This is a genomic window from Streptomyces sp. NPDC002851 (genome assembly GCF_053591935.1).
The window spans coordinates 22,838-42,469 of sequence record NZ_JBSFUT010000047.1; the positions used below are offsets into that span (position 1 = coordinate 22,838).

Consider the following 19,632-nt stretch of genomic DNA (forward strand, 5'->3'; position numbering starts at 1 on the left):
CGGAAACCCCCTGTCACCGCGTGCCGTAGGCGCTCTACCATCGGCTTATCCGTAGCAGGCTCTCCTCCGTTTCCGCCCAACTGCCCGCGAACGTGCGGGTATCCAGGCCCTACGGAGCATCGGGGGATGCACATGAACAGCGCTCCGCACCTGCTGAACGAGGACCGCCAGGACTACGAGCGGATCCTCGATGAGGCGCTGCGCTCGGCACCGGACCACCCGGATCTCGCCGCGGTCGGCGACCGGCTCAACCCCGAGCAGCTGCGCACCATGGCGCTCAACGCCACCACCCTGATCACCGCCGCGGCAGCCGCCGAGTACCAGCATTACGTGAAGGTCCGCGAGGAGTTGCGGGAGCCGCCGCGCACCGTCCCGTCCGCGACCTCGTCCTCGGCCGTATCCGAGTCGGGCCACACCGACGGCTCGGGCTCCGTCGGTCTCGCCGCCGCCATGGGCGAGGTCACCGAGTCCGCGGGCGCCGGTGTCGTGGCGGTTCTCGCCGTGCTTGCCCCCGTCCTGGCGGGCGCTGCCGCCGTGATCTTCCTGCTCGTCGGCTTCATCCTGAAGATGCTCACCCCCGAGCCCGCGTTCGCCGACACGATGCTGACGACCGGCTGGGTGTTCGGCGGCCTCACCGCGGCCGGTATCCTCGTCGCCGCCATCGGCCTGCTGCTCACCGCGCTACGAAACGGCTCCACTTCACTCCGGGCAGGCTCTCCGGGTGACTTGCACGAGGAGGTGGCCCGGGCGAGAGAAGCCTGGCGTGCGGCCCTCCTGGAGCGCGGCGTGCTGCCGTTTCTGCGCGAGGCCCTCGCCGCTCCTCCGGAGCCCCCTCAGACGCCGTCCACGCCCGACGGCCACCGCATGCCGCACCTCGGCTACCACCGGCCCGGTTTCAGCAGCCCCGAGGGCGGCCCCGAAGCGGGGCCACGCCCGACCTATTCGCGACCGGACTTCTCCAGCCCCGACTTCGGCGGGCCGGACCACCAACCCGAGTAGGTCCGGGCGTGTTTCACGTGAAACGGCCCGTTCCACGTGAAACACGCCCGATAGCGCCGCCGTTCAGGTGCTCAGCCGTTCAGTCCGCGAGCGGCAGATACACACGATTGCCCGCGGCGGCGAACTCCTTGGACTTCTCCGCCATCCCGGCCTCGATCTCCGACTCCGTCGTGCCGTGCTCACGCCGGATGTCCTGCGAGATCTTCATCGAGCAGAACTTCGGCCCGCACATGGAGCAGAAGTGCGCGGTCTTCGCCGGTTCGGCCGGAAGCGTCTCGTCGTGGAACTCCCGCGCCGTGTCGGGGTCCAGGGCCAGATTGAACTGGTCCTCCCAGCGGAACTCGAAGCGGGCGTCGGAGAGCGCGTCGTCCCACTCCTGGGCGCCGGGGTGCCCCTTGGCAAGGTCCGCCGCATGGGCCGCGATCTTGTACGTGATGACGCCGGTCTTCACGTCGTCCTTGTTCGGCAGGCCCAAGTGCTCCTTGGGCGTGACGTAGCAGAGCATCGCCGTGCCCCACCAGCCGATCATCGCGGCGCCGATGCCGGAGGTGATGTGGTCGTACGCGGGCGCGATGTCTGTGGTCAGCGGGCCGAGCGTGTAGAACGGCGCCTCCTCACAGACCTCCTGCTGAAGGTCGATGTTCTCCTTGATCTTGTGCATCGGGACATGGCCCGGGCCCTCGATCATGGTCTGCACGTTGTGCGCCTTGGCGATCTTGTTGAGCTCGCCCAGGGTCTCCAACTCGGCGAACTGCGCACGGTCGTTGGCGTCCGCGATGGAGCCGGGCCTGAGGCCATCGCCGAGCGAGTACGTCACGTCGTAGGCCGCGAGGATCTCGCAGAGCTCCTCGAAGTGCTCGTAGAGGAAGCTCTCCTTGTGGTGCGCGAGACACCAGGCCGCCATGATCGAGCCGCCGCGCGAGACGATGCCGGTCTTCCGGTTGGCGGTCAGCGGGACATACGGCAGCCGCACGCCCGCGTGCACGGTCATGTAATCGACGCCCTGCTCGGCCTGCTCGATGACCGTGTCCTTGTAGATCTCCCAGCTCAGCTCCTCGGCCTTGCCGTCGACCTTCTCCAGGGCCTGGTAGAGCGGGACGGTGCCGATGGGCACGGGGGAGTTGCGGAGCACCCACTCGCGGGTGGTGTGGATGTTCCGGCCGGTGGAGAGGTCCATGACCGTGTCGGCGCCCCACTTGGTGGCCCAGGTCATCTTCTCCACCTCCTCCTCGATGGAGGACGTGACCGCGGAGTTCCCGATGTTGGCGTTGACCTTCACCAGGAACCGCTTGCCGATGATCATCGGCTCGATCTCGGGGTGGTTGACGTTGGCCGGGATCACCGCGCGGCCAGCGGCGACCTCGTCGCGTACCACCTCGGGAGCGACGTTCTCGCGGATCGCGATGAACTCCATCTCCGGGGTGATCTCTCCTCTGCGGGCGTACGCGAGCTGCGTCACCGCCTGCCCGTCACGGGCCCGGCGCGGCTGCCGGGGACGGCCGGGGAAGACCGCGTCGAGGTTCTTCAGGCCGCCGCGCGGCGAGGTGTGCTTGAGGCCGTCGTCCTCGGGGCGGAGCGGACGGCCGGTGTACTCCTCGGTGTCGCCGCGGGCGATGATCCAGTTCTCCCGCAGCGGCGCGAGGCCACGGCGGACGTCGGTGTCGGCGGTCGGGTCGGTGTAGGGACCCGACGTGTCGTACAGGGTCACGGCCTTGCCGTTGGTGAGGTGCACCTGGCGGACCGGCACCCGCATATCGGGACGTGAGCCCTCGATATACGCCTTGTGCCAGCCGATGGACTCTCCGGCCTCCGTGCCGTTCGTGGTGGAGGCAGGCGTGCGTGCGTCCGATGTGGTCATGAGACCTACTCCCTACGCCGGCATTACCCGGTAACAGGTTCGGCGGTCGACGCAGCGGCTTCCGTAGTTCTCCTACGGAGGTCAGCGCCCTCTCAGCCCGGTGCTCCGAGCTCCCGCGATTGCAAAGGTGCCACCACGCTAGCGTCACACCGGCCGCGCTGAACAGAGGGCCCCCCGCGTTCTTGCGATGATCTGCTGGTGACCACCACACACCAGCCACCGCCTCCGCCCTCCGAACCGCCGCACGGCCACGGCCCCGGGGACGGCCATGGGCACAGCCACGCCCACGGTCCCGCCGCACCCGTCTCCAAACATCTGCGGAAGGTCATCGCCGCGGTGATCATCCCCTTCGCGACCGCCGTGGTGGTCGGTCTCGCGGTGCTCTGGCCGGGCGGCGCACCGCCGCACGAGCGCACCGGCGTCGGCTTCGACCGGCAGACCGAGTCGGCCGTCGTGACGCAGCTGCAGGAGGTCGACTGCAAGGACGTGAACGCCTCGCAGACGCCGCCCACCGGCGACACCACGACCCCTGAGGGCCGCGAGGCCCAGCGCTCCCAGACGGGCTCCTGCAAGAAGGCCACCGTCGAGGTGACCAGCGGTCCGCACAAGGGCCGCACCTTCGTCGAGGTCATCCAGCCGGACGCGCCACGGCAGTTGCGCGACGGCCAGGAAGTGGTGGTGGCGTACGCCCCCGGGGCGCCGAGGGAACTCCAGTACTCGGTGACCGACGTGGACCGCGGGGTTCCGATGTGGATCCTCGCGGCGGTCTTCGCGCTCGCCGTGGTTCTGGTGGGGCGGATGCGCGGCCTCATGGCCCTGGTCGCCCTGGCCATCAGCTTCGCGGTGCTGACCCTGTTCATCCTGCCGGCGATTCTCCAGGGCTCGAATCCGCTGGTGGTCGCGGTGGTCGGGGCCAGCGCGATCATGCTGATGGCGCTCTATCTCTGCCACGGCCTGACGGCCCGGACCTCGGTGGCGGTCCTGGGCACACTGATCTCGCTGCTGATCATCGGCCTGCTCGGCTCGCTCTTCATCGGCTGGGCGTTCCTGACCGGCAACACCGACGACAACACCGGTCTGATCCATGGGCTTTACCCGGATATCGACATGAGCGGTCTGCTGCTCGCCGGCGTCATCATCGGTTCCCTCGGTGTGCTCGACGATGTGACGGTGACCCAGACCTCGGCGGTCTGGGAGCTGCACCAGGCCGATCCGGCTATGGGCGTACGGCAGCTCTACCGCGCCGGCATCCGGATCGGCCGGGACCACATTGCCTCGGTGGTGAACACCCTGGTGCTCGCGTACGCCGGTGCCGCGCTGCCGCTGCTGCTGCTCTTCTCGATCGCGCAGAGCAGTGTGGGCACGGTCGCCAACAGCGAGTTGGTGGCCGAGGAGATCGTGCGGACGCTGGTGGGTTCGATCGGTCTGGTCGCCTCGGTGCCGGTGACCACGGGGCTCGCGGCGCTGCTCGTCTCCGCGGACAAGGAGCAGTCCGCCACGGCCGCCCCCGCCGGTCGGGCCGCGGCGCGCGGCGGAAGGGGGCGCCGACGCAAGCGCTGACCGCCCGGCGGGGGCGGGTCCTGTCGCTGCTCAGCCGATGCTTCGGCTCAGCCCGCACTCGGCTCCTCGGCCAGGATGCGGCCGAGCGCTTCGTCCAGGTGGGAGTCGAAGTCGGCGAGCGCGCGCTCCTGGCCGAGCGGCACCAGCTTGTCGGTGCGGTCGAGGAACGCGGTGAGCGGCGCGATCCCCGCCCGGAACAGCGCCTGATCGGCGCCGACCTGAAGCCGGATCACGACCTCGGCGGGCGGCTCGTCCGCCTCGGGCACGATATGCACATCGCCGTCGCCACACGGCCCGTTGATCCCGTCGACCAGGAGTTCCCGGCTGAAGGCCCAGGTCACTGGGTCGTCCCCGGGCAAATGGAAGGTCAGTCGCACGGCAAAAGGGTCCTGGGGCGCATATCGGAGTTCCACCGGAATACGAAAAGAGAGCTCCTCGGAAACGAGAAAGCTCATCATGACCTCTGCCTGCACCGACTCGCGCATCGCCTACCCCGTCGATCTGCCGCGTTGTGAGTGGAGCCAGGAATGGCCCTCCCGACCCAAAGCATCTTGCTGAACGTACTTACCAGATCACAAGGAGTGAGTTTTCAGATGCTGATAGAGAAGGCCAGCGTGGCGAGCTTCCTTCCCACGTCACTCTGCAACTCACGTACCGCGGGCAGCAGTCGACTGCTCTGATGCAGGGGCAGCGAGATGGCCAGCGTGGCGGCCGTGGTCCCGGCGGTGATGGGCACCGCCGCGCAGACCGTGCCGAGGGCGTACTCCTGACGCTCCATCACGGGCTGCATCCGGGACAGCGAGCCGAGCCGGCGCAGCAGCGTCCGGTCGTCCCGCACCGAGTACGGGGTGATGGACTGCACCGGGTAGCGGGAGAGATGCTCCCGCTGGTCGTCCGCGCCGAGCTGGGAGAGCAGGCACTGGCCGATCGCATGAGCGTGGGCGGTCTGCCGGAAGTCGGCCCACTCCTCCACCGCCGGGCTGCCCGGGGTGTCGGCGATGTCCACGACCTCGACCTCGCCCTCCCGGTAGACGGCGAAGTACACCGGCACACCAATCGCATCGCGCCAATGCGCCAGGACGTCGCCGATCATGCTGCGACGATTCTGCTGAGCTCCGGACCCTGAGAGCCGCTCGGCCGCGGGGCCGAAAACGTACACGCCCTGCACGCGGCGCAGATAGCCCTCGTGGGTCAGGGTCCGAAGGAGGTGGTAGGCGGTGGGCAGCGCGAGCCCGGCCTCGCGCGCGAGCTGCTTCGCGGGCGCCCCGTCCTCATGTGCGGCAACGGCTTCGAGCAGGCGCATCGCCCGTTGTACGGAGCCGATGAGGGTCGGAGCGGCGGTGTTGCCGATGGCCGTGGTCAAGGTTCACTCCCGAGGCGCCTGGGGTCCCCTCGTCCGGAACCACGAGGGTGGGCGGCACACCCGCCCGCGGGGGCGACCCCGCGTCGGCTTCCGGACTCTAGCGACGGCCCACGGCCCGGCGGAGGGCATGGCCGAAATTTTCCCCCTGCCGAGCGAACCGTTGACAGGCGTTACCAGTCGCTGCGCGAGGACGACCCGGACGTGAACTTCCGTACCACGTAAATGAGTCCACCGACCAGCACCGCGAACAGCAGCACTTTGAAGAGCAGGTGGACCACGACGCCGACGATGCTGACAATCAGCCCACCGAACACCACCAGTGCGATAACCGGCACCGCGACCCACTTCACCCACCAGGGCATTCCCGCGAATATCTCCCGCACGGCCATCGTCTTCTCTCTCTTTCACGCTTCAAGTCCACGGTTGTGGACCCTGCATCGATGCTAGGTCGTGGAGGTTGCCGCGCGGGGCGCTCGCACCCCTGGCCCGTCCCTGATCCTTCCCCTAGGGAGTCCGCGGGATCGGCCTCAGCCCTCGGGCGGCGAGAACACCACGAGCACCCGCAGGTCCTCGCTGATGTGGTGGAACTTGTGCGGCACCCCCGCGGGGACGTAGACGACACTGCCGCGCCCGACGGTCGTGGTCTCCATGCCCACCGTGATCGAGGCGCGGCCGCTGGCGATGAAGTAGACCTCGTCCTGGTTATGCGGCTTCTGCGGGTCCGTCTGCCCGGCGTCGAGGGCGTACAGCCCGACCGACATGTTCCGTTCACGCAGAAACTGCAGGTAGGCCCCCTCGTTCGCGGCGCGCTCCGCCTCGAGCTCGTCCAGCCGGAATGCTTTCATCGCCCCTGTCCGCCCTCACTGCCGTCGTACGCCGGTGCCCGGCGCCGATCACGTCTGCCACGATCAGACACATGAAGAATTTCGTAGTCAAGACGATCGCCAATTCGGCGGCCCTCGCGGTGGCCATCTGGCTTCTCGAGAACATCACCCTGACCGGGCACAGCACTCCCCGGAAGGTGATCACGCTGGTCCTCGTCGCGCTGCTCTTCGGCGTGGTGAACTTCGTGGTCAAGCCCATCGTGAAGGTACTCACCTTCCCGCTGTTCATCCTGACCCTGGGCCTGATCACCCTGGTGGTGAACGCCCTGATGCTGCTGCTCACGTCCTGGCTGGCGGACAAGCTGGAGCTGAGCTTCCACGTCGAGGGATTCTGGACGGCCGTACTCGGTGGCTTGATCATCAGCATCGTCTCGTGGGCGATGAATGTGATCCTGCCCGACGACAAGGATTGATCCGTCACATGAATGCCCCCTTCCGGGTCTGCTTCGTCTGCACCGGCAATATCTGCCGGTCCCCGATGGCCGACGCCGTATTCCACACGCAAGTCGAGGAGGCCGGGCTCGCCCACCTCGTCGAGGTGGACAGCGCGGGCACCGGCGGCTGGCACGAGGGCGAACCCGCCGACCCGCGCACGGTCTCCGTCCTGGAAGCGCACGGCTACCAAAGCCGCCATAAGGCACGGCAGTTCCGGGCCGACTGGTTCTCCCGGCTCGACCTGGTGATCGCGCTCGACTCCGGGCATCTGCGGGACCTGCGCCGCCTCGCCCCGACCCGCGCCGATGCGGAGAAGGTCCGCCTGCTGCGGTCGTACGACCCCGCCGCCGGGGACGACCTGGATGTGCCGGACCCGTACTACGGGGGCGCGGACGGCTTCCGGGCGTGTCTGGAGATGGTCGAGGCCGCGGGCCCGGGGCTGCTCGACGCGGTACGCCAGGCGGTCGCGGAGAGGGGCGCCGCATGACGTACGACGGCGTGACGGGGGGTGACGTGACGCGGGGCGGTGTGACGGGGGACGGCGTGACCGGAGACGGCGTGACGCGGGACGGCCACAGTTACGGTGACGGCACCCGCGCGGTGCGGGCCGGTCTGCCCGAGCCCGTGAAGCATGAACCGACGCTTCCGGGGCCGGTGTTCGCCGCCCACTACCACCTGCCCGGCGACCCCACCGGCCCGTACGGCTACGGCCGCGACGAGAACCCGACCTGGACCCGCCTGGAAGAGGCCATCGGCGAGCTCGAGGCCCCCGGCGAGCAGGTCGAGACCCTGACCTTCGCCTCCGGCATGGCCGCGATCTCCGCGGTGCTCTTCTCCCAACTGCGCTCCGGCGACGCGGTGGTGCTGCCCGACGACTGCTACCAGGCGATGCCCCTGGTGCGCGAGCAGCTGACGGCGTACGGCATCGAGGTGCGCACCGCGCCCACCGGCGGCGACGCCCAGCTCGGCGTCCTGGACGGCGCGAAGCTGCTGTGGATCGAGACCCCGTCGAACCCGGGCCTCGATGTGTGCGACATCCGCCGCCTCGCGGCCGCCGCGCACGAGCAGGGCACGCTCGTGGCGGTCGACAACACCCTGGCCACCCCGCTCGGCCAGCGGCCGCTCGCCCTGGGCGCGGACTTCGCCGTGGCCAGCGGCACCAAAGGGCTCACCGGCCACGGGGACGTCCTGCTCGGCTATGTGACCTGCCGCGACGCCGCGTTGATAGCGGGCGTACGGCGCTGGCGCAAGATCGTCGGCGCGATCCCTGGCCCCATGGAGGCCTGGCTGGCCCATCGCTCCCTGGCCACGCTGCGGCTGCGGATCGACCGTCAGACCGCCAACGCCCTGGCCCTCGCCGAGGCACTCCGCACCCGCGAGGACGTCAGCGGGCTGCGCTACCCCGGGCTGCCCGACGACCCCTCGCACAAGGTCGCCGCACAGCAGATGCGGCGGTTCGGCAGCGTGGTCTCCTTCACGCTGCCGTCACGCGCGCGTGCCGAGGGTTTTCTCTCCGCCCTGCGCCTGGTCGAGGAGGCCACGAGTTTCGGAGGCGTACGGTCCACCGCCGAGCGGCGCGCCCGCTGGGGCGGCGACCCGGTAACGGAGGGCTTCATCCGCTTCTCCGTCGGCGCCGAGGACCCGGAGGACCTGATTCCCGATGTACTGCGCGCCCTGGACGAGGCAGCCGCCCTGGACGAGTCGGCCCCGTAGCACCGCCCCGGAAACCACACAACGGACGTTCCGAGCCTCCCCCCTCGTGGCTCGGAACGTCCGTTGTGTGTGCGCCAAGTACTGCGCAAAACAAGGCTAGTTGACTCTGTGTCAGTGTCCAATCACAGTAACGACAGCGACCTATCGACTTATTTATAGTTGAACGCCGACACCGCCTTGGGGAGGGGAGGGGACTTCGCATGGATCTCGCCCTGCTCCGCACGTTTGTCACAGTGCACCGGGCAGGTTCCTTCACCCGCGCGGCCGCCCTGCTCGGCCTCTCCCAGCCCGCCGTCACCGCGCAGATCCGGACTCTGGAACGGCAGTTGGGCCGCCCGCTCTTTCTGCGGCAGGCGCGCGGGGTGACCCCCACGACGATCGGCGACGAGCTGGCGCACAAGGCGGCGCCGCATCTGGACGCCCTGGTGGAGATCGCGGAGAGCGGGCCCGCCCTAGAGTCCTCGATCCGCACCCTCCATCTCGCCGGGCCACCCGAGTTCACCGCGGAACGGGCCCTGCCCGCGCTCACCTCGCTCACCGGTGAGGACGGGCAGTCCATCGCGCTCCGCGCCTCGTTCGGCAACGCCGAGGAGACCCTGGAGGGCCTGGCGGCCGGGCATCACGATCTGGCCATCGCCACGGCACGCCCGCGCGGCGCCCTGCTCACCGCGAGCGCCCTCTGCGACGAGGAACACGTCCTGGTGGCGGCCCCGGCGCTCGCCGAGAAGATCGACTCCGGCGCGCTACGGCAGCACGGCGCTCCCGCCCTCGAGGACCTGCCGGTGGTGGAGGTCCATGAGTCGCTCCCGCTGGTCACCCGCTACTGGGCCGCCGTCTTCGACTGCTGCCCCGCGACCGCCGGGACCGTCGTCGTACCCGACCTGCGCGCCGTCCTGTCCTGCGCCGCGGCGGGCGCGGGGCTCGCGGTGCTGCCCCGCTACCTCTGTGCCGAGGCCCTGGCCCGCGGCGAGGTCATCGCCCTCCTCGAACCTGCGGTGCCCCCGCTCCGTACCTACTTCCTGGTCGTACGCACCGGCACCCTGGCCATGCCGCATATCGCGAGGGCGCACGAGTGGCTGCTGCGCACCGCCGCCGACTGGGACTGAGGGCGACTACCGGCCGGGGCCGGGCGCGTGCGTCGTGTTTCACGTGGAACATGACGGGTTTCACGTGGAACATAACGGGCCACATTTCATGCATGACCGTCCGACCCGTGGTCAAGCGCACCGCCCGAGCCATCCTGCTCGACGGCGACAACCTGATTCTGATCAAGCGCACCAAGCCCGGCATGGATCCGTACTGGATCACGCCCGGCGGGGGAGTCGAACCCGGGGACGCGACCGTGGTCGACGCCCTCCACCGCGAGGTCCACGAGGAGTTGGGCGCGAAGATCACCGATGTCGTGCCCTGCTTCGTCGACACCGTCGAGCACATCGGCGCGGACGGCGGGGCGACCGGTGTGAAGGTGCAGCACTTCTTCGTCTGCCACCTGGAGTCCATGGACCCCTCGCTGCGGCACGGTCCCGAGGTCGACGAGCCCGCGGGCGAGTACAAGATCGTGCGGATCCCCTTCACCCGGGTCGGCATCGCCTCGGTCCATCTCGTGCCGCTGTCGCTGCGCCACTATCTGGACGGCAATATCGAGGGCGTACGCGCCATGCACGCCCATGACCTGGGCTGACCGCTGGTTCGGGCCGGGCCTAGTCGGCCGCGGCGACGAGCTCCTCGACGGAGTCATGCCGGATGCGCTCCGTCGGAATGCCGACGGAGCGCAGGGTGCACACCCCGCTGCGGATCATCCCGGGCGGCCCGGACAGATAGGCGTCGTACTCGGTCCAGGGACCGTACGCGCGGACGGCGTCGGGAAGCCGCGCATGCTGGTCCATCTGGTCGATCACCGGACGCACCGAGAGCCACGGGTGCGACTGCTGTAGCCGCAGCATGGTGTCGATGTCATAGAGGTCGTGGTCGGTGCGGGCCCCGTAGAAGACTTCGACCGGGCGCCGCTGGCCGTGCTCGGCCACATCCTCGATCAGCGCCTTGATGGGTGCGATTCCGGTGCCGCCGCCCAGGCACAGCAGGCCGGTCCCCTTGGCGTGGTCGACCGTCATGTTCCCCGCGGGCGGACCGAGGCGGATGGTGTCGCCGGGGCGGGCCCGGTGCACCAGGGCGCTGGAGACCCAGCCCGCCGGAACCGCCTTGACGTGGAAGGTGAGCAGTCCGTCGGAGCGGGGCGCGGAGGCGAACGAATAGTGCCGCCAGACCCGCGGCCACCAGGGCGTCTCGATGCTGGCGTACTGACCGGCCAGGAAGGGGTACGGCTGGTCAGGGCGGATCGTGATCACGGCGACGTCGGACGTCCTGAGGTCATGCGAGACGATCTCGCCGAACCACCAGGCGGGCGCCCGCAGTTCGTCCTCCGCGGCTGCGTCGATCATGACCTGGGAGATGGTGGTGTAGGCCCGCACCCAGGCGGCCTCGGTCTCCTCGTCCCAGACGGCCGAGGCGTAGCGGCTCAGGGAACCGATCAGGGCCTCGCCGACGGCCGGGTAGTGCTCGGGCTGCGTGCCGTACTTGCGGTGACCCCGGCCGAGGTTCTTGAGGTACGCCACCAGGACATCGGTGTTGTCGATGTGCTCGGCGGCGGTAAGGAGTGCCTTGAGGAGCCGGTCGCGCTGGGTGTCCATCGAAGCCGGGAACAGCATGCGCAGGTCGGGGTGGCGCACGAACAGCAGCGCGTAGAAGTACGAGGTGACCTTGTCGGCCACGGGCGCGACCTCGGCCATGGTGCGCTGGATGAGCACCCCATCGGGCGAGACGGCCGCAGCCTTGGCGCCGGGGGCGTCGGAGGCGGCCGGTGTGTCCAGGGAGTCCGGGGCGGGGGCTTCGGGGCGGGCGGTGTCCTCAGAGCGGGTGGGGTCTGCTGGGCGGGCGGCACCGAAGGCGTTCCAAGGCTCGCTGTTGCCCCCGGCCTCGGGGGCGGCAGTCTTCTCCGCGGCGGCGGGCCAGGTGTCCTCGGCGGTCTCGGGAACGGCTCGCTCGGCCGGGGTCCGCGGCTCGGGTATTCGCTCCCGGGCCGGTGCCTCGGCGCCGGGCCCGGACAGCGTGGTCGGCGCTCCGGACGCGGGCGGCGTCGACGGCGCACCGGATGCGTCCGGCCGCGACGGCTTGTTGCGCGGAGTGAACCAGCCGCCGCCGTCGCCATCGCCGTCACGGGACGTGCCGTTTCCGGCCGACGCGGTGGTCGGAGCGTCCATACTGTGCCTCGCCTCGAACATCTTTCGGTCGGTCTGTGCACATCCCGTGTGGAAGGTGCTTGATGTCCCTCGCTCTGCCCCGGAAGCAAGATGGTCACATTCAACTCGGGCTTCGCACCAATACGGACGAGTAGGCCGGGAATGTGACATGGAACGCAGCCCTGTCTCAGCGCGCCACCACAAGCGGTGATGCCGGACAAAGAGCGGGAAGTCCGGGTGCCCGATCCTCCTTACCGTTAGGCTGCGTTGATCCACCGGTGCGTCTGGCACTCCCCCTATGGACCGGGATCGACCATACCGGCACCGGCGAGAGGCACAAGACCCTCGCCCCTTGGACGGAATTCCCGCACGGCGGTTCCCCGTAATTCCCGCCAATTAGCCGCTCCGGCACACCATTTCGTACGCCTCTCGCAGGTCATGCCCGACGTAGGTGTGCGTAGCGAGATGCGCCACATGGTGATCGGCGTTGACCGCGACGGATAGCGGAACGGCACCGAAGAGCTCCGCGTCCGACATCGAGTCCCCGTACGCGACGCAATGGGCTCGGTCCACGCCCAAGGACGCACACAGCCTCTCCATGATCTCGACCTTGGCTCCCGCATTGAGAATGCCCGAGGGATCAATCGGCTCGGTGAAGGGAACAGCGGGAAAACGCGAGCCGAATGCGGCATGCGCACCCCAGTCGAGCAGCCGCTCCACGAAGAACGAGGGCGAGAGTGAGATCACGGCGCAGTAGTCGCCCCGGGCCCGGAGTTCCGCCCAGGTATCCCGGATTCCGGCAAGCCAGGGCGCGCCGTCGAACGCCGCCGCCACATGCTCCTCGGTGAGCTCGGCCCACAGGGCGCGCACCTGGAGCGCGAACTCCGGGGGGCCGATACGACGGGTGGCGAAGTCCCGCTCCAAGGCGCCGATCTCCGCCTCGAGACCGAGCTGCCGGGAGATCTCGACGGGCGCCGCGCTGCCGTGGAGCAGCGTCCCGTCCAGGTCGAAGAGGTGCAGACGCGGCCCTGAAGGCGGTCCTGGCTGTCGTGGCTGTGTCGGCTGTCCCCACATGGAGGCCGAGGCTAACGCCCCGTACGCCGACGCTAGTACGCGGGTTTACTCCCCCGGTGAGACGTCTCGGGGGCGCTTTCCCGGGATCGTGTTTCACGTGAAACTCGACCGCCCTGTACGACGGGCCACCCTGGTAGTCCACGTAGTCGCCTCCGCCGGCTGGCTGGGGCTGACACTCGGGCTGCTCGCGCTGGCCGTCACCGCACTCACCTCGGACTCCGCGTCCATGGCCGCGGCCGCAATCCGTTCCATGAAGGTCTTCGCGGACTGGCTGGTGCTCCCGCTCGCGCTGCTCACCCTGCTGAGCGGGCTCGTGCTCTCCCTGGGCACCTCGTGGGGGCTCGCGCGGTACCGCTGGGTCTACATCAAGTTCTGGCTGACCCTCGTGACGACCGCCGCTTCGCTCTTCGCTCTACGTCCGGGCATCAACGCCGCCGCCGCGGCCGGTGCGCCGGTCGAGCCGAGGGATCTGGTCGCCGGCCCGATCGTCTCCCTCTCGGCCTATGTCTTCATGATGGTGCTCGCGGTCCTCAAGCCGTGGGGCCTGACCAAGCGTGGCCGAAAGCAGCGTGCCGCCGGGCGTAAAGCAGTGGACGGCAAGCGGGCGGGTCAGCCAGCCTGACCTGGTGCCGACACCTTCGCTCTCCACGCTGCCCGTCCGCCGTCTCACGTTCCGCGATCTGGCGTCCTGTGCGGACCTGTCCGAGAATCGCGGCTGGCCGCGCGAGGAACACAAGTGGGGGCTACTGCTGTCCGCCGGGACGGGCTACGGCATCGACGCCCCGGAGGGCGGCCTGATCAGCGCCTGCACGGTCATGTCGTACGGGCCGCAGGAGCGACCCGACCTCGCGGCGATCGGCATGGTCCTGGTCGCCGAGCGGTACGCGCGGCAAGGCGTCGGACGCCGCTTGATGCGGCAGATGCTGGCCGAGGCCGCGCCGACGCCGCTCACTCTGCACGCCACTCCGAACGGCCAACCCCTTTACGAGGAGCTGGGTTTCAAGACAATCGGCCGCGCCGAGATGGTGAGCGGCCACTTCCGTGCCTCCCACCCGGCGCCCGAGAGGGCCACGCGCGCGGCGACGGCCGAGGATCTTCCGGCCATCCTGCGCCTCGACGCCGAGGTCTTCGGTAGCGACCGGACCCATGTGATCACCCGGCTCCCGGCCTTCGCCGACCAGCTCAGGGTCGTGGAGGACGGCGGCGAGCTCCTCGGCTACGCCGCCGCCTGGCCCAATATGGACACCCACGTCATCGGCCCTCTGATCGCCCGCGACCCGGCCACGGCCCAGGCCCTCGTCGCCTCGCTCGCCGCGCACACGGACCGGCCGCTGCGCACCGATATCGACGTACGCCACGAGGAGTTGCTCTCCTGGCTCAAGGGTCAGGGCCTGGAGTCCGTGGCCTTCAACGCCGTCATGACCTACGGCATCTCGGAGCTGCCGGGCGACTGGACCCGGAGGTTCGCCCCGCTGACGGTGGCGGCGGGCTGAGCGTCCGGGACGGTTCGCTGCTGCGCCGTGGGGCCTCCCCCGGCGACCACGCGTCCGGTGGGGCTCGCGCTCCGCTCCAGGGCCGACGAGACGACGGCGAGCACCAGCGCGGAGCCGGCCAGGGCGGCGCCCACCCAGTTGGGGGCGGTGAAGCCGAGGCCCGCCGCGATGACGATGCCGCCGAGCCAGGCCGCGAGGGCGTTGCCGAGGTTGAAGGCGCCGATGTTCATGGCCGAGGCGAGCGTGGGCGCACCGGCGGCCTGGTCGAGGACCCGCTTCTGCAGCGGCGGGACGGTCGCGAAGCCCAGGGCACCGATCAGGAAGATGGTCACCGCGGCCGCGACCTTATTGTGCGCGGTGAGCGTGAACAGGGCGAGTACCAGGGCGAGGGCGCCGAGGGAGACGTACAGCATCGGCATCAGGGCGCGGTCGGCGAACCTGCCGCCGACGAGGTTTCCGCCGACCATGCCGAGGCCGAACAGAGCGATCAGCCAGGTGACGGAGGAGTCCGCGTAGCCCGCGACATCCGTCATCATCGGCGTGATGTAGGTGATGGCCGCGAAGACGCCGCCGAAGCCGAGCACCGTCATCGCCATGGCGAGCAGCACCTGCACATTGCGGAAGGCGGCCACCTCGTGCCGGAGCCGTACCCCTTCGGGCTTGGGTGTCTCGGGGACGAGGCGGGCGACGCCGAGCAGCCCGATCACGCCGAGCGCCGCGACGATGGCGAAGGTGACCCGCCAGTCCAGCGTCTGTCCGACCAGCGTGCCCATCGGAACGCCGACCACATTGGCGACGGTCAGGCCGGTGAACATCATGGCGATGGCCCCGGCCTTCTTCTCGGGGGCGACCAGGTCGGCCGCGACCACCGAGCCGATGCCGAAGAAGGCACCGTGCGCGAGTGAGGCGACCACCCGGCCGGCGAGCATGACGCCGAATACGGGGGCGACGGCGGAGAGCACATTCCCCGCGATGAACAGCGCCATCAGGAGCATCAGCATCCGCTTGCGGGAGACCCGGGTTCCCAGGGCGGTCATCAGGGGAGCGCCGAGCACCACGCCGAGCGCATAGCCCGTCACCAGATATCCGGCGAGCGGGATCGAGACTCCGTAGTCACCGGCCACCTCGGGGAGCAACCCCATGATCACGAACTCGGTGGTGCCGATGCCGAAGGCCCCGATCGCCAGGGCCAGAAGTGCGAGAGGCATGGGATCGACCTTCTCCGTTCCAGAGCTGCCGCAGCGCTTGCCACTGCGGCTTACACGCGGTGACGATACTTGCAGACGCGGATTACTTGCAAGCGCGGGATATTGCGAGAGTGGTCTATCCTGGTGAGCAGCCGCTCGTTTCAGTAGCGACGGCAAGGAGGGACAGAGCCATGACAGCGACGGATCCGGCGATGATCGCCCTCTCACAGGGCTGGTGCGCGCTCTCCCTGCTCCACGGGAAGATCGAGGCGCACATCGAGCGGGAGCTCCAGGCGAAGCACCGCCTGAGCGTGCGCGAGTACTCCCTGCTCGACGTCCTGAGCCGCCAGCACGACGGCCCCGGCGGCCATCTACAGATGAAACAGGTCGCCGATGCCGTGGTCCTCAGCCAGAGCGCCACGACGCGCCTGGTGACACGGCTCGAGGACCGCGGGCTGCTCTCCCGCTACCTCTGCCCGACCGACCGGCGCGGGATCTACACCAACGTCAGCGAAGCCGGCGCCGCACTCCTCGCGGAGGCCCGCCCCACCAATGACCGCGCGCTGCGCGAGGCACTCGACGAGGCGGCGACCAACCCCGAACTCGCCCCTCTGGTCAAAGCGGTGGAGTCGCTCCACGTACCGGCCTGACATCGGCCGCCGACCACTGAGCGTCGTGTTTCACGTGAAACACGACGCCCTGCGCTGTGGCCAGGCCACCATGTGCCCCGCCGTCAGGGCAGCCCCCGCCACCCCTCCGGGTCCACACCGCCCGGGACCGGGGCCCCCGCGTCGTACGGCGCACGCGTGAAGACGAACGAGCCCAGGTCGAGATGGCTCACCGCGCCGTCCGCATGCCGCACAGCGCGTAGCGTCTCCCCCGCGTAGTAGCCGTCGAGACCGGTCCAGGTGCCGTCCGGCTCCGGGCGGAACCGTGCACCACGGCCGCTGCCGGAGAGCGGCCGGAGCTCCAGGCCGCTGTCCCCGACCAGCCGGAGCCCGAAGCTCTGCGTGCCCCAGTACCAGGGCCCGGTCACCTCAAGGAGGCTCCGGTCGGCCTCGCGTGCCGGGCGCCAAGGCTCGGGGATGCGTGGCTCCGCCTCGGCCACGATCCGCACGAGGTCGGCGGCGAGCGCCACCACCTGCGGCCCCGAGGTGCAGTTGGCCAGGGTGACGGCGGCGAGATCGTCCTGCTCGCTCAGTTGCAGGGAGGCCAGGAAGCCGGGCAGCGAACCGGAGTGCCCGGCCAACGTCCGCCCGTCCGTCCGGAGCAGCTGGACGCCGAGCCCGTATCCCCCGTCCCACTCACCGGCCTCGGGCGGAGCCGCCGGGGTACGCATCTCACGTACCGTCTCGGCGCTCAGCACCCGAGCGTCACCATGAGCCAGGAAGACGGCGAACCGCGCCAGGTCCTCGGTGGTCGACCAGAGCTGCCCAGCCGGTGCCATCAGGCCCAAATCCTCGACGGGTTCGGGCAGGAGCACATCCGCCCACGGGTGCACGGCCCACGCACCCGCATGAGGGGACTCCGGATGGAACGTGGTCCGGCTCAGCCCCAGGGGTTCCAGAACTTCGTCCCGCAGCACGTCGTACCACGGGGCGCCCCGCAGCTTCTCGACGAGCGAACCGAGCAACGTATAGCCGGGGTTGGAGTAGTGATGCCGCTGCCCCACCGGGTGCCGGAACGGCTCGTCCCCCAGGACCGCGTCGAGCGTGGGCCGCTGCGCGCCGGGCGTCCGCTCCCACCACGGCGACGGTGTCTCGGCGGCCAGACCGGCGGTGTGGGGCAGGAGTTGACCAACCGTCACCTGGCCCACGTCCGATCCAGACCCTGTGCTCGTCCTGGGCAGATGCTTCTCCAGCTGGTCCCCAAGGTCCAGGAGCCCCTCGTCGCGCAGCCTCATGACGAGCACCGCGGTGAAGGTCTTGGTGATCGACCCGATGCGGTACTGCGTACGCCCATCCGGCTCATGCCCATCGACACAGCTCCGCGCCCCGGACCAGACGACCTGCCCCTCGCGCACCACCGCGGCCGCAAGCGAGGGCGCCCTGCCCTCCGCCTGCGCGGTGGCAAGCCGGTGGAGGAGGGCCCTGCGGGTGGCGGGCAACAGCCCCTGCTCGGGGGAGACATCGGCCGTAGGGAGGGCATCGAGGACGGGACCGGACGACGACGAGGACCGGCCGGTCTCCTGCTCAGTACGTGGTGTCATGGACCACAGTCCACCGCCCGACCGCCCCTTGGTCGAGTTCTTTTCCCACCGGCGCGCGGGCCGGAAGTGAAGGGCGGAGGCTCGGTCAGGTCTGTGCCATATCCACGAAGCGCGAGTAGTGGCCCTGGAAGGCGACCGTGATCGTGGCCGTCGGGCCGTTACGGTGCTTGGCCAGCATCAGGTCGGCCTCACCGGCGCGCGGCGACTCCTTCTCGTACGCGTCCTCGCGGTGCAGCAGGATGACCATGTCCGCGTCCTGCTCGATGGAGCCGGATTCACGCAGGTCGGAGACCATGGGCTTCTTGTCCGTGCGCTGCTCGGGGCCACGGTTGAGCTGGGAGAGAGCGATCACCGGAAGCTCCAGCTCCTTGGCGAGGAGCTTGAGGTTCCGGGACATGTCCGAGACCTCCTGCTGGCGGCTCTCGGCCCGCTTGGAGCCGCCGGACTGCATCAGCTGCAGATAGTCGATGATGACAAGGCGCAGGTCATTGCGCTGTTTGAGCCGGCGGCACTTGGCGCGGATCTCCATCATCGACAGATTCGGGGAATCGTCGATATACAGCGGCGCCGCCGAGACATCCGGCATCCGGCGCGCCAGCCTCGTCCAGTCCTCGTCCGTCATCGTGCCGGAGCGCATATGGTGCAGCGCCACCCGCGCCTCGGCGGAGAGCAGGCGCATCGCGATCTCGTTGCGCCCCATCTCCAGGGAGAAGATGACGCTGGGCAGGTTGTTCTTGATCGAGGCGGCGCGCGCGAAGTCGAGGGCGAGGGTGGACTTACCCATGGCGGGACGGGCCGCGATGACGACCATCTGGCCGGGGTGCAGGCCGTTGGTCAGCGAGTCGAAGTCCGTGAAGCCGGTCGGGACGCCGGTCATCTCGCCGGTGCGGGAGCCGATCGCCTCGATCTCGTCGAGCGCGCCCTCCATGATGTCGCCGAGCGGCAGGTAGTCCTCGCTGGTGCGCTGCTCGGTGACGGCATAGACCTCGGCCTGGGCCCGGTTGACGATGTCATCGACGTCGCCGTCGGCTGCGTATCCCATCTGCGTGATGCGCGTACCGGCCTCGACCAGGCGGCGAAGTACCGCCCGCTCGTGGACGATCTCCGCGTAGTACTCGGCGTTCGCCGCCGTCGGGACCGACTCGACCAGGGTGTGCAGATACGATGCGCCGCCGACCTTGGTGATCTCACCGCGCTTGGTGAGCTCGGCGGCCGTCGTGATCGGGTCGGCCGGCTCGCCCTTGGCGTACAGGTCGAGGATGGCCTGGAAGATGGTCTCGTGTGCCGGGCGGTAGAAGTCGTGGCCCTTGAGCACCTCGACGACATCCGCGATCGCGTCCTTGGACAGGAGCATGCCGCCGAGCACGGACTGCTCGGCGTCCAGGTCCTGCGGCGGTACGCGTTCGAATGTGGCACCGGCGTCCCAGCCGCCGTCCCGGCCGCGCTCGTGCTGGTCGTCGCCTCGGCCTCCGTCGCGGCGCTGGCGTGTGACGGGCAGACGGTCGCCCGGACCGCTGTCGGCCCACGGGTCGTCCAAAGGCTCGGAAATGCTCACCGGGCCACCTCCTCCCGTCCGCCGCGCGGACCTCGCCGTGCCCCTCATTACTACGGCACGACACTG

Annotated in this window: 20 protein-coding genes; 10 read left to right on the forward strand and 10 right to left on the reverse strand. The window is 69.6% G+C overall.

Going from position 1 to position 19,632, the window contains the following annotated elements; translation table 11 throughout:
• The first annotated feature begins 126 nt into the window (after window positions 1-126).
• On the forward strand, window positions 127-999 hold the full coding sequence (locus tag ACWD10_RS33890) for a hypothetical protein (RefSeq protein WP_451097513.1): 873 nt from the start codon (window positions 127-129) through the stop codon (window positions 997-999).
• A gap of 79 nt (window positions 1,000-1,078) precedes the next feature.
• Here the strand turns inward: ACWD10_RS33890 and thiC are convergent, their stop codons facing one another.
• The gene (thiC, locus tag ACWD10_RS33895) at window positions 1,079-2,857 is read right to left on the reverse strand and encodes a phosphomethylpyrimidine synthase ThiC (RefSeq protein ID WP_451097514.1); all 1,779 of its coding nucleotides are present in this window, start codon (window positions 2,855-2,857) and stop codon (window positions 1,079-1,081) included.
• A 198-nt stretch (window positions 2,858-3,055) separates the two neighbouring features.
• On the opposite strand from thiC, the gene ACWD10_RS33900 reads away from it, so the two are divergent.
• Window positions 3,056-4,417 (forward strand): YibE/F family protein, encoded by a 1,362-nt coding sequence (locus ACWD10_RS33900; RefSeq protein ID WP_451097515.1) that lies wholly within the window; start codon window positions 3,056-3,058, stop codon window positions 4,415-4,417.
• A 47-nt stretch (window positions 4,418-4,464) separates the two neighbouring features.
• Here the strand turns inward: ACWD10_RS33900 and ACWD10_RS33905 are convergent, their stop codons facing one another.
• The 4 genes from ACWD10_RS33905 to ACWD10_RS33920 form a co-directional block, all read right to left on the reverse strand.
• Window positions 4,465-4,902, reverse strand: coding sequence for an SsgA family sporulation/cell division regulator (locus ACWD10_RS33905; RefSeq protein WP_451097516.1), 438 nt, complete (start codon window positions 4,900-4,902; stop codon window positions 4,465-4,467).
• A gap of 104 nt (window positions 4,903-5,006) precedes the next feature.
• Complete coding sequence (locus tag ACWD10_RS33910; RefSeq protein WP_451097517.1) at window positions 5,007-5,780, reverse strand: IclR family transcriptional regulator; 774 nt, start codon at window positions 5,778-5,780, stop codon at window positions 5,007-5,009.
• Between the two features lie 170 nt (window positions 5,781-5,950).
• On the reverse strand, window positions 5,951-6,163 hold the full coding sequence (locus tag ACWD10_RS33915) for a DUF5326 family protein (RefSeq protein ID WP_451097544.1): 213 nt from the start codon (window positions 6,161-6,163) through the stop codon (window positions 5,951-5,953).
• A gap of 144 nt (window positions 6,164-6,307) precedes the next feature.
• Window positions 6,308-6,625: a cupin domain-containing protein gene (locus ACWD10_RS33920; protein WP_451097518.1), complete on the reverse strand. Its 318-nt coding sequence runs from the start codon at window positions 6,623-6,625 to the stop codon at window positions 6,308-6,310.
• Window positions 6,626-6,696: 71 nt separating this feature from the next.
• Between ACWD10_RS33920 and ACWD10_RS33925 the strand changes: the two genes are divergently transcribed.
• The 5 genes from ACWD10_RS33925 to ACWD10_RS33945 all read left to right on the forward strand — a co-directional run bounded on the left by ACWD10_RS33925 (window position 6,697) and on the right by ACWD10_RS33945 (window position 10,493).
• On the forward strand, window positions 6,697-7,077 hold the full coding sequence (locus tag ACWD10_RS33925) for a phage holin family protein (protein ID WP_451097519.1): 381 nt from the start codon (window positions 6,697-6,699) through the stop codon (window positions 7,075-7,077).
• Window positions 7,078-7,085: 8 nt separating this feature from the next.
• Window positions 7,086-7,586, forward strand: a complete 501-nt coding sequence (locus tag ACWD10_RS33930) for a low molecular weight protein-tyrosine-phosphatase (protein WP_451097520.1) — start codon at window positions 7,086-7,088, stop codon at window positions 7,584-7,586.
• Complete coding sequence (locus tag ACWD10_RS33935; protein WP_451097521.1) at window positions 7,583-8,812, forward strand: cystathionine gamma-lyase; 1,230 nt, start codon at window positions 7,583-7,585, stop codon at window positions 8,810-8,812. The genes ACWD10_RS33930 and ACWD10_RS33935 overlap by 4 nt, the downstream gene beginning before the upstream one ends.
• A 200-nt stretch (window positions 8,813-9,012) precedes the next feature.
• Window positions 9,013-9,918: a LysR family transcriptional regulator gene (locus ACWD10_RS33940; RefSeq protein WP_451097522.1), complete on the forward strand. Its 906-nt coding sequence runs from the start codon at window positions 9,013-9,015 to the stop codon at window positions 9,916-9,918.
• Between the two features lie 92 nt (window positions 9,919-10,010).
• Complete coding sequence (locus tag ACWD10_RS33945; protein WP_451097523.1) at window positions 10,011-10,493, forward strand: NUDIX domain-containing protein; 483 nt, start codon at window positions 10,011-10,013, stop codon at window positions 10,491-10,493.
• A gap of 19 nt (window positions 10,494-10,512) precedes the next feature.
• On the opposite strand, the gene ACWD10_RS33950 is transcribed toward ACWD10_RS33945, so the two are convergent.
• Window positions 10,513-12,069 carry a globin domain-containing protein gene (locus tag ACWD10_RS33950; protein WP_451097524.1) on the reverse strand — a complete coding sequence of 519 codons (1,557 nt, stop codon included), beginning with the start codon at window positions 12,067-12,069 and terminating at the stop codon, window positions 10,513-10,515.
• Window positions 12,070-12,444: 375 nt separating this feature from the next.
• Entirely contained in the window at window positions 12,445-13,122 is a 678-nt protein-coding gene (locus ACWD10_RS33955; RefSeq protein WP_451097525.1) for an HAD family hydrolase, read from the reverse strand.
• 97 nt (window positions 13,123-13,219) lie between these two features.
• Between ACWD10_RS33955 and ACWD10_RS33960 the strand changes: the two genes are divergently transcribed.
• A complete protein-coding gene (locus ACWD10_RS33960; protein WP_451097526.1) occupies window positions 13,220-13,744 on the forward strand; it encodes a DUF2269 domain-containing protein in 525 nt (174 codons plus the stop codon).
• A gap of 4 nt (window positions 13,745-13,748) precedes the next feature.
• Window positions 13,749-14,615 (forward strand): GNAT family N-acetyltransferase, encoded by an 867-nt coding sequence (locus tag ACWD10_RS33965; protein ID WP_451097527.1) that lies wholly within the window; start codon window positions 13,749-13,751, stop codon window positions 14,613-14,615.
• On the opposite strand, the gene ACWD10_RS33970 is transcribed toward ACWD10_RS33965, so the two are convergent.
• Complete coding sequence (locus ACWD10_RS33970; protein ID WP_451097528.1) at window positions 14,546-15,823, reverse strand: MFS transporter; 1,278 nt, start codon at window positions 15,821-15,823, stop codon at window positions 14,546-14,548. The two genes, ACWD10_RS33965 and ACWD10_RS33970, sit on opposite strands and share 70 nt — an antisense overlap.
• A gap of 170 nt (window positions 15,824-15,993) precedes the next feature.
• On the opposite strand from ACWD10_RS33970, the gene ACWD10_RS33975 reads away from it, so the two are divergent.
• Entirely contained in the window at window positions 15,994-16,452 is a 459-nt protein-coding gene (locus tag ACWD10_RS33975; protein ID WP_451097529.1) for a MarR family winged helix-turn-helix transcriptional regulator, read from the forward strand.
• An 83-nt stretch (window positions 16,453-16,535) separates the two neighbouring features.
• Here ACWD10_RS33975 and ACWD10_RS33980 read toward each other — a convergent pair whose 3' ends face one another.
• The gene (locus tag ACWD10_RS33980) at window positions 16,536-17,912 is read right to left on the reverse strand and encodes a serine hydrolase domain-containing protein (RefSeq protein ID WP_451097545.1); all 1,377 of its coding nucleotides are present in this window, start codon (window positions 17,910-17,912) and stop codon (window positions 16,536-16,538) included.
• Window positions 17,913-18,096: 184 nt separating this feature from the next.
• Entirely contained in the window at window positions 18,097-19,566 is a 1,470-nt protein-coding gene (gene dnaB, locus ACWD10_RS33985) for a replicative DNA helicase (RefSeq protein ID WP_451097530.1), read from the reverse strand.
• Between the last annotated feature and the right edge of the window lie 66 nt (window positions 19,567-19,632).

Bases quoted from the DNA above. Each gene is read 5' to 3' on its own strand.
- ACWD10_RS33890 (WP_451097513.1), top strand. From the start codon at position 127: ATGCACATGAACAGCGCTCCGCACCTGCTGAACGAGGACCGCCAGGAC.
- thiC (WP_451097514.1), bottom strand. From the start codon at position 2,857: ATGACCACATCGGACGCACGCACGCCTGCCTCCACCACGAACGGCACG.
- ACWD10_RS33905 (WP_451097516.1), bottom strand. From the start codon at position 4,902: ATGCGCGAGTCGGTGCAGGCAGAGGTCATGATGAGCTTTCTCGTTTCC.
- ACWD10_RS33920 (WP_451097518.1), bottom strand. From the start codon at position 6,625: ATGAAAGCATTCCGGCTGGACGAGCTCGAGGCGGAGCGCGCCGCGAAC.
- ACWD10_RS33925 (WP_451097519.1), top strand. From the start codon at position 6,697: ATGAAGAATTTCGTAGTCAAGACGATCGCCAATTCGGCGGCCCTCGCG.
- ACWD10_RS33930 (WP_451097520.1), top strand. From the start codon at position 7,086: ATGAATGCCCCCTTCCGGGTCTGCTTCGTCTGCACCGGCAATATCTGC.
- ACWD10_RS33935 (WP_451097521.1), top strand. From the start codon at position 7,583: ATGACGTACGACGGCGTGACGGGGGGTGACGTGACGCGGGGCGGTGTG.
- ACWD10_RS33940 (WP_451097522.1), top strand. From the start codon at position 9,013: ATGGATCTCGCCCTGCTCCGCACGTTTGTCACAGTGCACCGGGCAGGT.
- ACWD10_RS33945 (WP_451097523.1), top strand. From the start codon at position 10,011: ATGACCGTCCGACCCGTGGTCAAGCGCACCGCCCGAGCCATCCTGCTC.
- ACWD10_RS33950 (WP_451097524.1), bottom strand. From the start codon at position 12,069: ATGGACGCTCCGACCACCGCGTCGGCCGGAAACGGCACGTCCCGTGAC.
- ACWD10_RS33955 (WP_451097525.1), bottom strand. From the start codon at position 13,122: ATGTGGGGACAGCCGACACAGCCACGACAGCCAGGACCGCCTTCAGGG.
- ACWD10_RS33970 (WP_451097528.1), bottom strand. From the start codon at position 15,823: ATGCCTCTCGCACTTCTGGCCCTGGCGATCGGGGCCTTCGGCATCGGC.
- ACWD10_RS33975 (WP_451097529.1), top strand. From the start codon at position 15,994: ATGACAGCGACGGATCCGGCGATGATCGCCCTCTCACAGGGCTGGTGC.